Here is a 14,087-nt window from a genome sequence, read left to right as displayed (position 1 = left end):
TGCGATGGGTGCGGCCCGGCGCGGTCCAAGCTTCGGAGTCTGTCCGACTACTGGAGACTTGTGATGCACGCACCTCACCATGCGCTCGACAATGCCCTCTGCGGGGCAATGCTGACGGGCCTGCTCGGCTTCGCCGGCGCCAGCCTCGCCCAGGAGGAGGCGATCGCGGATTACAACCGCTATCTGGAAAACCGCGCCTCGAAGACCGTGACCTATCCGGAACCGGATGCCGCACAGGCCGCGGTGATCCGGGACCTCGAACTACGGATCGATTGCCTGGAGCTCACGCAGATGCCCTGCGCGGGCCGCGGGCTCGCACGGGAACGCGTGCCGAGCAACACCGATGCCGCTCCGGCTGCCGGCGCCGCGCCGGGTGCCGCCGGCATGCAATAGCACATCAATGCGGGCGCGCTCGCCCTCAGGCGCCGCGCCGGCACGGGCGGCGCCATTCCCTTTCCTTCCGGTCGCCGCCGTCGCCTGGCAGTCCGCTGCTGCCATGCGGCCCGGATCGTCCACCGGGACGCGTGCCAACGACGGTCATAGCCGGCGAGGCATCGGGCTGGATCGACGTCAGCGATACGACGGGCGTCTTTCAGCGCCGCCGGGCAGGGCCGGTCACCCGATCGCGGCGCGGGCCCTCCGTGCGCCGGGCCGCTACCCGCCGGCCATCGGCCGTACGTTGGTCGCGCGTCGGTGCAGGATCTCGCGGTTGTGTGCGGCGCGTTCGGGGTCGGGATCCGCCCGATTCGGGACGGCGGCCAGCATCGCGACGTAATCCGCCGGCAGGCCGTGCTCGCGGGCGCCGTGGACGACGAAGTCGCAGTACCAGTCGAAGGGCACCAGCGTGTCATCGAGAAACTCCGGGCGGCCGCGATAGGTGGCGGCACGCACCGCGCCGGCGGGCGTACCGATCTCGAGTTCGAGAAAGGCGTAGGGCGGGCCCTCGGCGGCATGCAGCCGCTCGAGCCGGTCGGCGTCCAGCTCGTAGAGCGCCCCGTGGACGATATCGGCGCCGTCGCCGGTGTGCAGCACGTTGCACTTGCCGGATTCGTCGCTGCCGCTCAGGTGAAAATGCAGCCGGTGGCCGGTAAGCCAGCCGCGCCCGGCCGGACGGACCGTGGGCACGCGCGCGGCCAGCCGCGCAGTCAGCATGTTGGAGCCGTAGGCGAAGTAGTACATCGCGATCTGAAGCGTCAAAACACCGGAGCGTACCGCAGACAAAGAAAGACCGCCCGAAGGCGGTCCAATCGGAGAAGCCGGTACAGCGGTGTTCGTACGGCCCGCCAACACTTCATGCAAACGTCGCGTTGAAGACCGCAAATCGTGTGCGGTCAAGCACGAGTCTGGATCGTGGCGCACCACGATCCAGACGTGCAACGCCGCAGCGCGCCCATGGTTGTTTCATGGGCGGCCCAACCCGTAGTGCCAAGCGCCCTATGTAACGACCAGAGTAACTGCGCGGCGCGCACTGCGCCTTGCCTTGCCGACCATAGTCAATTTTCAGGAAGCGCTTGGCACGGGCTCGCATGGCGTATTGACAGGCCTAAGCGAATTCCCCGAGTTGCTCGCGCACCTTGCGGATGGCCCGCCCGTGCAGCTGGCAGGCGCGGGACTCGGACACGCCGAGCCGTTCCGAGATCTGGCGCAGATTGTAGCCCTGCTCGTAGTAGAGCTCGAGCAGCCACTGCTCGCGCTCCGGCAGATCCTGTGCCGCGCGCACGATGGCCTCGCACAGGTCCTGGCGCTCGACCAGGCGCTCCGGGATCGCCGCCGCATCGGCCGAGACTTCGAGCGCCGGCTGATCGGCCAGCGTCGCGTCCAGACTGGTCAGGTGCGTGAGCGTGATGTCGTCGCAGAGGCGCCGGTACTCTTCGCTCGTCATGCCCAGCTCCGTGGCCATGGCGGCGCTCGTCGCGCTGCGGCCGTCGCGCCGCTCGATGTCGCTGCGGGCCCGCTTGAGCGCGCGCGCGGCCCGATGCAGCGACCGCGGCGCCCAGTCCCCGCGCCGTATCTCGTCGAGCATGGCGCCGCGAATCCGGATACCGGCAAAGGTCGCGAAGCTGGCTTCCTCGTCGGACTGGAAACGCTCGACCGCCTCAAGCAGGCCGATCATCCCGGCCTGGATGAGGTCCTCGATCTGAACGCAGGTCGGCAGACGACGGTGCAACCGCCAGGCGATCCGCTTGACCAGCTCGGCGTGGTCGTCGAGCAGCGGTGCCACATTCCCCACCCCGGCATACATCACCGCAGCGTTTTGCATGACTGATCCCCCGTATCGTGGATGTCGACCTGCCGGGGCATGATCGACGCCATGTGCCATGCGAAGCGCGGATTGGAAGTCCTGTTCTGACGCCCGCTGCGCACATTTTCCCAATCGCTTTCGCAAACGCCGTGCCTGAAAATAAAATCATTCGTTTTCAAATAATTGAAAAAGAATAATCCAAAGCGGCACGCCAGCACGGCGCAAAAGTGACCTAAAACGTCATTTGATGACGTTATATGTCACATCCGATGCGGGTGCAAGTGATGCCCGGCACGGCGCCGGGGTGTCGCGCCGCGTCAGTCGACCGCGATGCCGTAGCGGCGAAGCTTTTCGATCAGGGTGGTACGGCGCAGCCCCAGCCGCCGCGCCGCCTGCGCCACGACGCCGTTCTGACTGTCCAGGGCCTGTCGTATCAGCTGCCTCTCGACGTCCTCGACGAACAGGCGCAGATCGAGGTCTTCGTCGGGCAGGCGCAGGCTCGGCGGGCGCACGGTCGCAGCCTGCTCCGTGGCCGGATCGCACGCTGGCGATGACGCCAGATGACCGTCGAGATGCGCGGCATCGATCGGCTCGCCGGGATACAGGATTGCCAGACGTTCGACGACGTTGGCGAGTTCGCGCACGTTACCGGGCCAGTCGTGGCGCTTGAGCCGCGCGGTGGCGGTCGCATCAAAACGCGCGGTCGGCCCGTCGAGCCGGGCCGCCAGCGCCTCCATCAGAGCCGGGATATCGGCCCGGCGCTCGCGCAGCGGAGCCAGCCGGATCGGAAACACCGCCAGCCGGTGATACAGGTCGGCACGAAAATCGCCTCGCTCGATCGCCTGCGTCAGATCCCGCTGCGCCGCCGCGACGATGCGCACATCGACGGCGCGGTCGCCCGCGCTGCCGCCGGCCTGGAAACATCGATCCTCGAGCAGGCGCAGCATCCGCACCTGCAGATCGAGGCTCATGTCGTCGATGCCGTCGAGAAACAGGGTGCCGCCCGCCGCCCGTGCCAGACAGCCGGCGCGGGGCCCCGACGCAGACTTAGCGCCGTCATCGTCGCCACCGAACAGCTCGGATTCGAGGCGTGCGTGCACAATCGCGCCGCAGCCCAGCGTCACGAACGCCCCCGAGCGCCCGGATCGGCGGTGTATCTCCCGGGCCGCCCGCGTCTTGCCCGTTCCGGACTCGCCGACCAGCAGCACAGTCGAGCCTGTGCCCGCGATCCGGGCGATCATCTCGTTGACGGTCCGCATGGTCGGGGTTTCGCCCACCAGCCCCGTTGCCCGGGCGCCGGCCGCGAGCTCGGCCCGGACCCGGCGATGCAGCGTCTCCGGCGAGGTGTCGGTATGGAGCACGGTCACCTGCGCATCCAGCCGGTCCGGCGGCGTATCAGAGACGAGGAGACAGCGGATTTCAGAGGTCAGCGCGAGGACGCCTTTATGAATCGAGGACTCGCTGCCGAAATCCACGAACACCGCGAGATCGTAGGGCGTCAGCCGATACGGCGGATCGTGCGCCAGATCCCCGGGGCGCGCGAAGCCGCAGGCGACCCCGCAGGCGTCGAGATGATCCAGCAGCGACTCGATCGCCTCACGATCCGAGGCCACCACGAGCACCGAGGCGGTATGATCCGAAGCCGTTGCCGCCATGGGCTGCTTGCCACCTGTGTCTGCGCGCGTACCGTTATCCTGTAAAGCTGTATCGGCCGACCTCGACATGACCTACAGACACCGCATCGAAAAAATCCACGGACCGCGCCGCCCATGAGATCGCCGACCGTGATCATCGCGCCGGACAGCTACAAGGGCAGCGCCGAGGCGGCCGACGTCGCAGCGGCGCTGGCCGCGGGCCTGACCCACAGCTGCCCTGACGCGACGATCGCCGAAGCGCCCATGGCCGACGGCGGCGAGGGCACGCTGGCCTGCATCGCCGCCGCGCGCCCCGGACGCTGGCAGCACGCCTCCGTCGAGGCCATCCACGGCGAACGCGTGACGGCGCCCTGGTACCGGACCGAAACCGGGCTGGGCGCGATCGAATCCGCCCGCGTGCTCGGACTGCCCCTGATCGAGCGCAGTGACCGCGCCCCGGGACTGGTCGACCGCGGCAGCGGCGCGCTCGGCCGGCTGATCCGTGCGGCGCTGGACGCCGGCGTGCGCGAGATCGCCGTCGGCCTGGGCGGCAGCGCCTGCAATGATGCCGGCCTGGGCCTGCTGCTCGCCCTCGGCGCCCGGGCGCGCGACGCCGGCGGCCGTGACGTCGCGCCGACCCTGGCCGGCCTGCTCGCCCTCGATACGCTGTCACTCGACGACATCGATCCGCGGCTGGCCGATACCCGGCTGCGCGTGCTCTGCGACGTCGACAATCCGCTGCTCGGTGCGACCGGGGCGAGCCGGGTCTATGGCCCGCAGAAGGGCCTGACCGCGGCCGAGATCGACGCGGTCGAGCAGGCTTTCGCCCGGCTGGCCTGGGCCACAGGAGCACGCGCCGATGTCGATGCGCCCGGCAGCGGTGCGGCCGGTGGCCTGGGCTTCGCTCTGGCCGCGCTCGGCGCCACACTCGAGCCCGGCGCCGACACCCTGATCGAGCTGACCGGGCTGAAGCGACAGATGGCCGCCGCCGATCTCGTGATCACCGGCGAAGGCCGCTCGGATGCCCAGACTCTGTCCGGCAAACTGCCGCTGGCGATCGCGCGCGCGGCCGCGCCAGTGCCGACCGCGCTCCTGTCCGGCGCCATTGCGGACGACGCCCGAGACGCACTCGAAGGCGCCTTCGCCGGCTGTTACACGCTGGTCGAGCGGGCCGGCTCGACCGAGGCGGCACTCGCCGACCCCCTGTACTGGATACGCACGGTCGCCGCCCAGATCGGCCACGATATCGACCGGCTGCGCGCCCGCGGCTGAGGCGCAGCGCACGGGCACGCCACGGGCATTCCATCACCATCGAGACCCATGCTTCGCACCTTTGAAATCGTCGGCCAGACCATCGTCGAACGCAGCGCCCCCGCGCCCGACGACCGGGGCGCGGACCTCGCCGCGGCGAGCTGGATCGACGCCCAGGACCCGACCGCCGAGGAACGCGAGAGTCTCGGCCGGTTCCTGGCCGACGAACTGCCGGAAAGCCATGTCGTCGAGGAGATCGAGGCCTCCGCCCGGTTTTTCGTGGACGTCGACGGCATCCACGTGCACTCGCTGTTCCTGTCCCAGAGCGAAGGCCGCCACGACACCGACACCGTGGCCTTCATCCTGCAGCCCGAACGCCTGATCACCTTCCGCGAGGGCGATCTCGCCGACTTCCGGCTGCTGCGCATGCGCGCCCGGCGTCACCAGGTCGAGGCCGACTCGCCCGCCGCCCTGCTGGCCACGATCTTCGAGCAGAAGGTGGAGAATCTCGCCGATACGGTCGAGGACATCCACTTCAAGCTCGAGCAGGTCAGTCACCTGGTGCTCGAGGACGAAGAGGCGGACCTCGAGGACGCGATCGATCGGCTCGCCAAGCTGGAGGACTCCAACGGCAAGATCCGCCTGTGCCTGATGGACACGCAGCGCTCGATCTCGTTTCTGCTACGGCATCTGCCGGCCCGTTCGCCGGTGCGCGACACCGCCCGCGAGATCCTGCACGACCTGGACACGCTGATGAGCCACATCGCGTTCCTGTTCGACAAGATCAACTTCCTGATGGATTCCACCCAGGGCTTCATCAACATCGAACAGAACCAGATCATCAAGATCTTCTCGATCGCGGCCGTGGTGTTTCTGCCGCCGACGCTGATCGCCAGCATCTACGGCATGAACTTCCAGCACATGCCGGAACTGGCGCTCACCTACGGCTATCCGATCGCGCTGGTGGCGATGGTGCTGGCCGGCATCGCGCCCTACGCCTACTTCAAGTACAAGAACTGGCTCTAGGCGCCCAGTCCGCGCCAAGCGCTGTCTTGCGGCGAGACGAGGCGTCGTGCGGTCGTCCTCGCAAGCGTGCCAGGACGCCGGGTTGCCGCACGACAGCGCCTGGCCCGAAGGCCGGACCGCCCATGAACAAACGACCATGGGCCACTGCGGCGTTGCCGGCCTGGTCCGTGGCGCGCCCCGATCGGCGACTCGCGTCTTGCCGCACACGATCTGCGATCTCCAATGCGGCGCTCGCAAGAAGCGTTAGCAGGCCCCGGCCGCGGCGCGCGACGCCCGACTCACTGTTCCACCTGCAGGGCGCGATAGTTCATGTAGACCAGCCGCACGAGGGTGTACTCGAACGGCGATCCGGTCTGGTAGTAGCGGAAATTGACGGTGTCGCGCGTATTGATCACGTACAGGGTCCAATACGGCAGGCGCGCCCACGGATGCTCGTCGAGCTGTAGCGGGTCGATGGCGTAGAACAGCCCCTGATCGCCGGCCAGGCCGATGCTGTCACGCAGCGACGACGGCCCGAAGAACGGCAGCACCAGGTACGGCCCGGCGCCCACGCCGTAATAGCCCAGCGTCTGGCCCAGATCCTCGTCGCGCTGTTCCAGGCCGATGGCGCCGGCCGGGTCGAACAGCCCGCCCAGGCCGACCGTCGAGTTGATCACGAACCGCGACAGCGTCACCGCGGAGCTTTCGGGCTTGGCCTGCAGGACACTGTTGGCGAAGGTGTTGATCTCGCCCAGATTGGAGAAGAAGTTCTGCACCCCCGTGCGCGCGAAGCCCGGCGTGATCGTGCGATAGACCTGGACCGCCGGCATCAGGACATAGCGGTCGGCGAGCGCGTTGAAGCGATACACGCGCCGGTTGAAGCCCTCGAAGGGGTCCGAGATCGCCAGCGGGTTGGCGGTGGTCTCGACCACCGGCACCCGGTCCGGCGTGTCCGCGTCAATGGTCCGCGGCGGTGGCGTGCTCGCACAGGCGCCCAGGGTCAGGCAGACGAGCGTCGCCCACAGCAGTCGCTGCTGGGCGGCAAATCGGCGGATGGGGCGTGCAGGGCCGTTCATGGCGAGAAGAAGTCCTGTAGGGCGGCGATGGTGTCGCGATAGCCGAGATTGCCCAGATGACCGCCGTGCGGCCGGATCCGCGCGCGCGAACCGAAGGTCGAGCGCAGGAACGACACGTCGCCGTCGCCCAGAATCGGATCGTCGGCGTTGGCGAACACGGCGATGTCCTCGTGCCGCGCGAGAAAATCCTCGATATGGCGCAGGTCGGCCTCGGCGATCAGCCGGCGCCGCGAGAGATCGCGGCCGTCGCGGTTCCAGTACGGCAGCAGCAGCTCGTCGATGTAGTCGGTGAACGACATCCGGAACGAACGCTTGATATAGGGATCCATCGAGTCGTAGGGGCCGAGCTCGACGTTGCGCGGCACGATCACGTCGGACTGGGTGAGCACGTCGGCGGCGAACGACATGTTCGCCAGCGCCAGCCGGAAGGCCAGGCCCACGATCGCGGCGATGTCGGCCCGGTCGGGCGACTGGCTGGTATAGGCGCGATAGAGGAAGTCCTCATTGAAGCGCAGGCTGTCGCCGCTGGAATAGATCCGCCTGAGCCCGCCGAGACCGCGCGCCACGAACGCGGGGATGCCGTCGATGCCGCCGTCCAGATTGCGTTCCAGCAGCGCATCCATGCGCCGGACCGAATCCCAGACGCTGACCGCCGGATTGAGCAGCAGCACACGCGAGAAATCGAAGGTGCCGACCTTGGCGTCGTGCGCCGCCACGAAGGCGGCCTCGGTCGCGCCCAGGCTCCAGCCCGTCAAGGCATAGCCGGTGACCTCGGTCGTCTCCGGCAGATCGTCGCGCACCGCGCCCATCAGCCGGTAAAGCTCCTCGACGTCCGCCGACATGCGGCCGGGCACCGGGTGCTCCGCGGCCCCGAGCATGAACGGAACGCTGGTGGGCGATGGCAGGCAGGCGACGCTGTAGCCCACCTCGTGCAATGCGCGCGAGAGCAGCACGCACTTGCTGGACAGCGCGCTCGCGCCGGTACCGGCGATCACGAACGCCAGCGGCGCCGGCTCGTCCTGCGTGACCAGCAGATACTGCAGCGGCCGCGCATAGCGCAGCGATGCCGGCGTCTCACGCTCGACCAGCGGCTCGAGCGTACGCACCGCGAAATCCAGATCGGCGGGCAGCTCGGCTTTGAGATCGGCCGGGGTACCGACGACCGTGGCAGCCAGACCGTCGGTGATGGGATAGCCGGCGGCAGCGCCGCCTTCGGCCTGGGCCTGCGCCAGCGCTGCGGGGGCGCACAGCACCAGCCACAGGAAGAGCAACCCCGCACGCATTCGCATCATCGCCTGTCCACCGCATAGATCCGGAACATGACGCGCCGCATCATACGCGATTACGACGCCCGCCAGCGGTCGCCGGCCCGCCGGGCAGGCGCCGTGGGCGCCGGACGATTACGCGGGTACTGCTGCACATGACAGCGACAGCTTGCCACGAGAGGCCACGCCGCGACAGTCGGGCACCGGGCGACCGCCCCGCATGCCGCCGAACACACCGCCGGCGCAGGGCCTGCGGGCGAGCGTCCGCGATCCGCGCCGGCGCCGGAGCCGGAAGAACAGACTCGGAGCCGTTCCAGCGCCGGGAGCAGCGGCGGCACGACCGACGTCAGCGGCGCCGGAACGCCGCATGCGCCAGCACCACGCCGGCGATCGGCGGCAGCAGCAGCGCCCAGTCCGGCGGCCCGACCGGGCCCGCCATGGGCTGCATCGCCAGTGCCCGCAGGCTGGCGAAGATCTCCACGTAAGTGCCGATCAGCAGGAGGCCCAGACCGATGCAGGCCGCGCGCACATAGCCCCGCCGCGCGCCGCGATGGAACAGGACCGCGCTCAGGGCCGCCAGCAGCAGCACGCCGGCTTCCGGGAGGTCGAAACGCATGCCCGCAGTGCCCAGATTCGCCAGCACGATCGAAGCGCCCAGCGACACGGCCGCGGCGAAACCGTAGCCGTTGCGCGGGCGGCCGCTGGAGACACGTCCGCGCCTTGGGGATTCGACCGGCGCGGGGCCGGCCGCGCGCGAACTGGAGACGTCGGTCACCACACCGCCCAGCCGGCGAAAACGCACCTCGGCGCCCACGCGGGGTGATTCGCGATCGCGCCAGGCGAGCGGCCCAAAGGAATCGTAGCGGCCCGAGGCGTCGACGATCTCGCCGCAGCCGTCCACCGGGTCATAGCTCGCGATCCGGCCCGTCGCCTCGCGGCGCATTCGCTGGCCGGGCTCGTCATCGTCCGGGGCGCCGCCCGCGGCCAGCCCGGCGATCGCGCGGTTCATGGCATTCGCCGCATCGTCGGACGGTATGCCCGGTTTCTGTCTCAAGCGAGCGCTCCCCCGAAGCGGGTCGCCGCGACCGGGTCCTGCCCCGTATCGCGGCGGCGGCGCATACGCGCGACGGGCGGCCGGTCCGACGAACGCCTCATCGACATGGCGTACGCAGATCGAAAGACGACGATATGGCCCCGATCAATTCAGCCGTACTCGGCCGGATCCGGGACCGCCGGGAAACGCGGCGGATGCGCCGACATGTAGGCATGACAGGCCCGCAGCACCCGGACGTCGTCGAACTTGCCGCCGGCGAGCTGAAAGCCGACCGGCAGTCCCTGGTCGGTGAATCCGCAGGGCACGGATGCCGCGGGCTGCTGGCTGAGATTGAACGGATAGGAGAACGGGGCCCATTCCTCCCAGTCGCGCATATCGCTGCCCGGCGGCACCTCGTGATTGACCTCGAACGGCTCGAGCGGAACCGTGGGCGTCATCAGCAGATGATAGTCCTGATTGAAGTGCTCGAGACGCTGGGTCAGGCGGGCGCGATCGGCATAGCCGCGGAACAGATCCAGGGCCGACCAGTTCTCGGCGTGGCGGGCGTTGGCCACCAGCCCCGGGTCCAGCTCCTGGCGCCCGGTCTGGTCGCACTGCGACCAGACCTCGAGCGAGGCCGTGAACCACAGCCGCCGAAAGATATCGATCGGGGTCTCGAAGCCGGGATGGATCTCGACGATCTCCGCGCCCAGTTCCTCGAGCTTGTCCGCCGCCTCGCGCACGCGGGCGGCGATCTGTTCATCGACATCGGCATAGCCGAGATCCGGGGAATAGGCGATGCGCAGGCCCCGCAGATCGCACTCCAGGTCGACGCCCCAGTCGTCGGGCTGACCGCGCGTGGCGTAGGGATCGCGATAGTCGTAGCGGCCGATGACGTTGAGCATTCGCGCCGCGTCGGGAACGCTGCGCGTGAGCGGGCCGATGTGCGACAGCGTGGGCATCTTGGCCGGCGGCCACTGCGGCGTCCAGCCGAAGGTCGGCTTGAAGCCGAACACGCCGGTGAAGCCGGCGGGGATGCGGATCGAGCCGCCGGAGTCACCGCCCTGGTGGAGCACTCCCATGTTGAGCGCGGCCGCCGCGGCGGCGCCGCCGGAGGAGCCGCCGGGCGTCAGCCGCGTGTCCCAGGGATTGCAGGTCGCACCGAACACACGGTTGTCGGTGACCGCCTTCCAGCCGAACTCGGGCGTGTTGGTCTTGCCCAGCATCACCGCGCCGGCTTCGCGCAGCCTGGCCGCTGGCGGCGCGTCGGCGTCGCACAGCGCCTCCGACGTGGTCAGGGAGCCCTCGCGCGCGGGCATGCCCGCCACCTCGGTGAGATCCTTCATCGACACCGGCACGCCGTCGATCGGCGACAGCGGCTGGCCCTGGCCCCAGCGGCGGGCCGAGGCGCGGGCGGCGTCCTCCGCCCCCTCGCGGTCGACGTAGACGTAGGCGTTGACCTTGTCGTTGAAGCGCTCGATGCGATCGAGCGCGGCGCGGGTCGCCTCCAGCGGCGAGGCGTCGCCGCTGCGGAACAGTTCCGCAAGCCGGCCGGCGTCCAGGGTTCCAAGATCCGTATCGTTGCCGCTCATGAGTCCCCTTGTTCGTTCGGCATCGGTGTTCGGCGTGCGGAGGCTAACCGGGCCGTCGCCGTCGACCAATCCGGAAAACTACCCAACGACGAGCGCCCCGCACGGCCCACATCCAGGTCGGGGACCGCGGCGTAATGCGGGTATCATTCGCGGGCGCGACCATGAACGCATCCAAGGACACAGACACCCCGGCCCGGACCCGGTTCCGGGCCGATGACCGCGACCGTTCGAGGTCGCCCCTGCGGCCGTGGCTGCTGTTACTGCTGCTCGCCGCCCTGATCGCGCTGCTGGCCAGCCGGCCTGAGCTGCGCCGGGACGCCGCGGCCAGCGGCCGCTCGGCCGTGTTCGACGGGCTGAACATCGCCCCGCGCCGGATCTACGCCTGGCGGCTGTGGCTCGCCGGGCTGGACGACAGCGCGCTGGGACGGCGCTGGACATCAGCGGTCGAGCGCGCCGGCGCGGACCCGATCGTGCTGGGCGAGCGCTACCGCGACACGCACCGCTTCGCCCCCGACACCATCGAGGCGCGCGTCTTCCGGACCACGCTGGAACGCGGCCGGCAGCTCGCGCTCCGCGTGACCCGCACCGACGACGGCCGCGACCGGCTCTATGCCAGCGTCGAACACCGCAGCGACGGCGACGCGGACTGGTCGACCGTGGCCTCGGTGCCGACCGACGGCACGCGTCGCCGGATCATGGCCGAGGTCGACGGCGACTACCGTGTCGTGCTGCAGCCGGAACTGGCGGCCGACGTGGCGTTCACGCTGGCCGCGGCCACCGGCGGCTCGCTGGCGTTTCCGGTGGAAGGCGCGGCCGAGCCGGACATCGGCAGCGGCTTCGACGCGCCCCGCGACGGCGGCACCCGCGACCATCACGGCGTGGACATCTTCGCCGCCCGGGGCACGCCGGTGCGCGCGGTGGCCGACGGCCGGGTGCGCACCGGCACCGAAGGCATCGGCGGCAATCACGTCTGGCTGTCGTCGGGCATGCTCGGTATCGGCGGCGCCCGCTACTACTACGCCCACCTCGATGCATTCGAGGTCGAGTCCGGCGACTCGGTCGCCGCAGGCGACGTGCTCGGCACCGTGGGCAACACCGGCAACGCCCGCACCACCCCGCCGCACCTGCACTTCGGCATCTATCTGAGCGGCGGCCCGGTCGATCCGGCGCCCTTTCTCGGGCCGCCGCCGCGGCTACCGGCACAGTAACCGGCGCCCAGGGCCGGCGCGGCGTTCGAGTCGGCCCGGCATACCGCCTCGACGGCAGGCGGTGGCCGGGCCGGACCCGCGCGCCCTGGGCCTATCGGGCGAGAATCAGCGCATGCGTACCGGCGGCCCGAGCCCACAGCGCGCGTCGCGCGCACGGGTTGCCGCCCCGCCCATCACTCGAAGCGCAGACAGTCTCGCTCGGCCCCGGCGCGCCGGGCCGAGCGCACGGCCACGCCCTCCGACATCGCCGCGCGGATGAGCGGGCCGATGCGGTGCAGGCTTTCCGCCGAGGCACGATCGACCAGACGCTGGCGCGAGGTGCGTTGGATCAGGGTCCGCGCCCAGGGCGGCAGCAGCGCCGCCCCCGCGCCGAGGAACATGCGGCGGGAGACGCCGGCCACCGGGATCGGCAGCGCCATGGATTCGAGCACGGCCAGGGTCTCGCGCGAGCGATGGTCGAAGCGCAACGCCGGCTGCATCGCCGCGAAGTACTCGTCCATCTGCGCCTTCGATGCCGGCACGTCGGTCGCACCCAGCGCCTCGGCGATGCGCCGCGTCTCGTCGAAGTAGGCGTCCTGGGCCGCGCGCCTCAGATCCGGCCGGCGATACCGCCGGTAGCCGGCCAGAAAACTGGCCATCTCGGTGCAGTGCACCCAGGTGAGCAGGTCCGGATCGTGGGCGGAGTACGGTTCGCCGGCATCGGTGGTGCCGCGCACGCGGTCGTGGATGCGATCGACCATCTCGATGATGCGACGGGCGTCCGCGGTCGGCGCATAGGTGGTCGCAGCCACGAACATGGTCGTGCGGCGCAGGCGCCCGAGCGCGTCGTCGCGGAAGTTGGAGTGGTCGACCACGCCGGCCAGCGCGCGCGGATGCAGCGTCTGCAGCATGAGCGCGGCGATGCCGCCGGCCATCATCCCCGGAAAATCGGCGTGGATCTTCCAGGTCACCGACCCCGGCCCGAACAGACCCGGATCGCCCGCGGGCGCGTCGTAGTCGATGCCGAAGTCCTCGGTCGTGGCCACCACGCCGACGATGGCCTCGCGCAGGCGCGTGTACACCGGGGTCAGCAGTGCGTCGGGGCCCGGCAGGCGGCGGGACAGGCGATCGAGTCGGGACATGGGCTCAGGATAGCGGGCGTGTCGAGACAATACCGGCGGCGGCGGTACGCGGATGCGTCAGCGCGCGGCGTCCACGAATTCCCGCAGCGGCCGGTGCGCGGCCAGCAGCCAGTCCTCCACGCCGCGACCGCTGGCCGCGATCGCCGCCAGCAGCACCTCGCCGGCGGCGCGCGCATCCTCGCCGGCGTCGTGATGCGCGAACACGATGCCCAGATGTTCGGCCAGACCGGCCAGCCCCCAGCCGCGGCGGGCGAACTGCGGAAACGCACGCCGCGCGACCCGGGCCGAGTCCAGCCAGCGGGCGGCGATCGGCGCGAGATCATCGGCCGCACAGGCGCGGGCCAGCGCGGTGACGTCGAAGGCCGTGTGCGAGACCGCGATCCGGCCGGCCAGGCGCGCCGCGATCGTCGGCCGCAGCGCCGGCCAGTCCGGCGCGTCGCGCACATCGGCCGCATGCAGCCCGTGGATGGCGATATTGTGCGGCGAGAAATGGGCGCGCGGATTGACCCGCCACACCGCACAGTCGACCAGCGCGCCGCCGGCGAAACTCGCCAGACCGATCTGGCAGATGCTGCCCGGATCGGCGTTGGCGGTCTCGACGTCGACGGCGATGAAATCCGGCGCCGGCGCGGCGCGCCCGATGGGCCGTGCCACGCTCAG

The 14,087-nt window shown here is 70.1% G+C and carries 13 protein-coding genes; 4 read left to right on the top strand and 9 right to left on the bottom strand.

Going from position 1 to position 14,087, the window contains the following annotated elements; translation table 11 throughout:
• Positions 1–63 precede the first annotated feature (63 nt).
• Positions 64–393, top strand: coding sequence for a hypothetical protein (locus tag SAOR_RS05850; RefSeq protein WP_123630612.1), 330 nt, complete (start codon positions 64–66; stop codon positions 391–393).
• A gap of 261 nt (positions 394–654) precedes the next feature.
• Here the strand turns inward: SAOR_RS05850 and SAOR_RS05845 are convergent, their stop codons facing one another.
• The 3 genes from SAOR_RS05845 to SAOR_RS05835 all read right to left on the bottom strand — a co-directional run bounded on the left by SAOR_RS05845 (position 655) and on the right by SAOR_RS05835 (position 3,897).
• On the bottom strand, positions 655–1,197 hold the full coding sequence (locus SAOR_RS05845) for a gamma-glutamylcyclotransferase family protein (RefSeq protein WP_123630611.1): 543 nt from the start codon (positions 1,195–1,197) through the stop codon (positions 655–657).
• Between the two features lie 346 nt (positions 1,198–1,543).
• The gene (gene fliA, locus SAOR_RS05840) at positions 1,544–2,260 is read right to left on the bottom strand and encodes an RNA polymerase sigma factor FliA (protein WP_184947459.1); all 717 of its coding nucleotides are present in this window, start codon (positions 2,258–2,260) and stop codon (positions 1,544–1,546) included.
• 299 nt (positions 2,261–2,559) lie between these two features.
• Positions 2,560–3,897 (bottom strand): sigma 54-interacting transcriptional regulator, encoded by a 1,338-nt coding sequence (locus SAOR_RS05835; protein WP_184947461.1) that lies wholly within the window; start codon positions 3,895–3,897, stop codon positions 2,560–2,562.
• 114 nt (positions 3,898–4,011) lie between these two features.
• Between SAOR_RS05835 and SAOR_RS05830 the strand changes: the two genes are divergently transcribed.
• Positions 4,012–5,148, top strand: coding sequence for a glycerate kinase (locus SAOR_RS05830; RefSeq protein WP_123590663.1), 1,137 nt, complete (start codon positions 4,012–4,014; stop codon positions 5,146–5,148).
• Between the two features lie 48 nt (positions 5,149–5,196).
• Positions 5,197–6,153, top strand: a complete 957-nt coding sequence (corA, locus tag SAOR_RS05825) for a magnesium/cobalt transporter CorA (protein WP_123590664.1) — start codon at positions 5,197–5,199, stop codon at positions 6,151–6,153.
• A gap of 278 nt (positions 6,154–6,431) precedes the next feature.
• Here corA and SAOR_RS05820 read toward each other — a convergent pair whose 3' ends face one another.
• From SAOR_RS05820 to SAOR_RS05805, 4 genes are all read right to left on the bottom strand, one after another.
• Positions 6,432–7,208 carry an MlaA family lipoprotein gene (locus SAOR_RS05820; protein WP_123590665.1) on the bottom strand — a complete coding sequence of 259 codons (777 nt, stop codon included), beginning with the start codon at positions 7,206–7,208 and terminating at the stop codon, positions 6,432–6,434.
• Entirely contained in the window at positions 7,205–8,500 is a 1,296-nt protein-coding gene (locus SAOR_RS05815) for an alpha/beta hydrolase (protein ID WP_123590666.1), read from the bottom strand. Before SAOR_RS05815 ends, SAOR_RS05820 begins: the two co-directional genes overlap by 4 nt.
• A gap of 319 nt (positions 8,501–8,819) precedes the next feature.
• Complete coding sequence (locus SAOR_RS05810) at positions 8,820–9,482, bottom strand: hypothetical protein (RefSeq protein ID WP_123590667.1); 663 nt, start codon at positions 9,480–9,482, stop codon at positions 8,820–8,822.
• 194 nt (positions 9,483–9,676) lie between these two features.
• Complete coding sequence (locus SAOR_RS05805) at positions 9,677–11,098, bottom strand: amidase (protein WP_123630609.1); 1,422 nt, start codon at positions 11,096–11,098, stop codon at positions 9,677–9,679.
• Between the two features lie 161 nt (positions 11,099–11,259).
• On the opposite strand from SAOR_RS05805, the gene SAOR_RS05800 reads away from it, so the two are divergent.
• Complete coding sequence (locus SAOR_RS05800) at positions 11,260–12,306, top strand: M23 family metallopeptidase (RefSeq protein WP_221179889.1); 1,047 nt, start codon at positions 11,260–11,262, stop codon at positions 12,304–12,306.
• 173 nt (positions 12,307–12,479) lie between these two features.
• Here SAOR_RS05800 and SAOR_RS05795 read toward each other — a convergent pair whose 3' ends face one another.
• A complete protein-coding gene (locus SAOR_RS05795) occupies positions 12,480–13,427 on the bottom strand; it encodes an oxygenase MpaB family protein (RefSeq protein WP_123630607.1) in 948 nt (315 codons plus the stop codon).
• A gap of 57 nt (positions 13,428–13,484) precedes the next feature.
• Entirely contained in the window at positions 13,485–14,081 is a 597-nt protein-coding gene (locus tag SAOR_RS05790) for an exonuclease domain-containing protein (RefSeq protein WP_184947463.1), read from the bottom strand.
• Positions 14,082–14,087: the final 6 nt, after the last annotated feature.

The organism is Salinisphaera orenii subsp. orenii MK-B5 (genome assembly GCF_003788635.1).
Lineage (GTDB): Bacteria > Pseudomonadota > Gammaproteobacteria > Nevskiales > Salinisphaeraceae > Salinisphaera > Salinisphaera orenii.
This window is presented reverse-complemented; position numbering and strand designations above follow the sequence as displayed.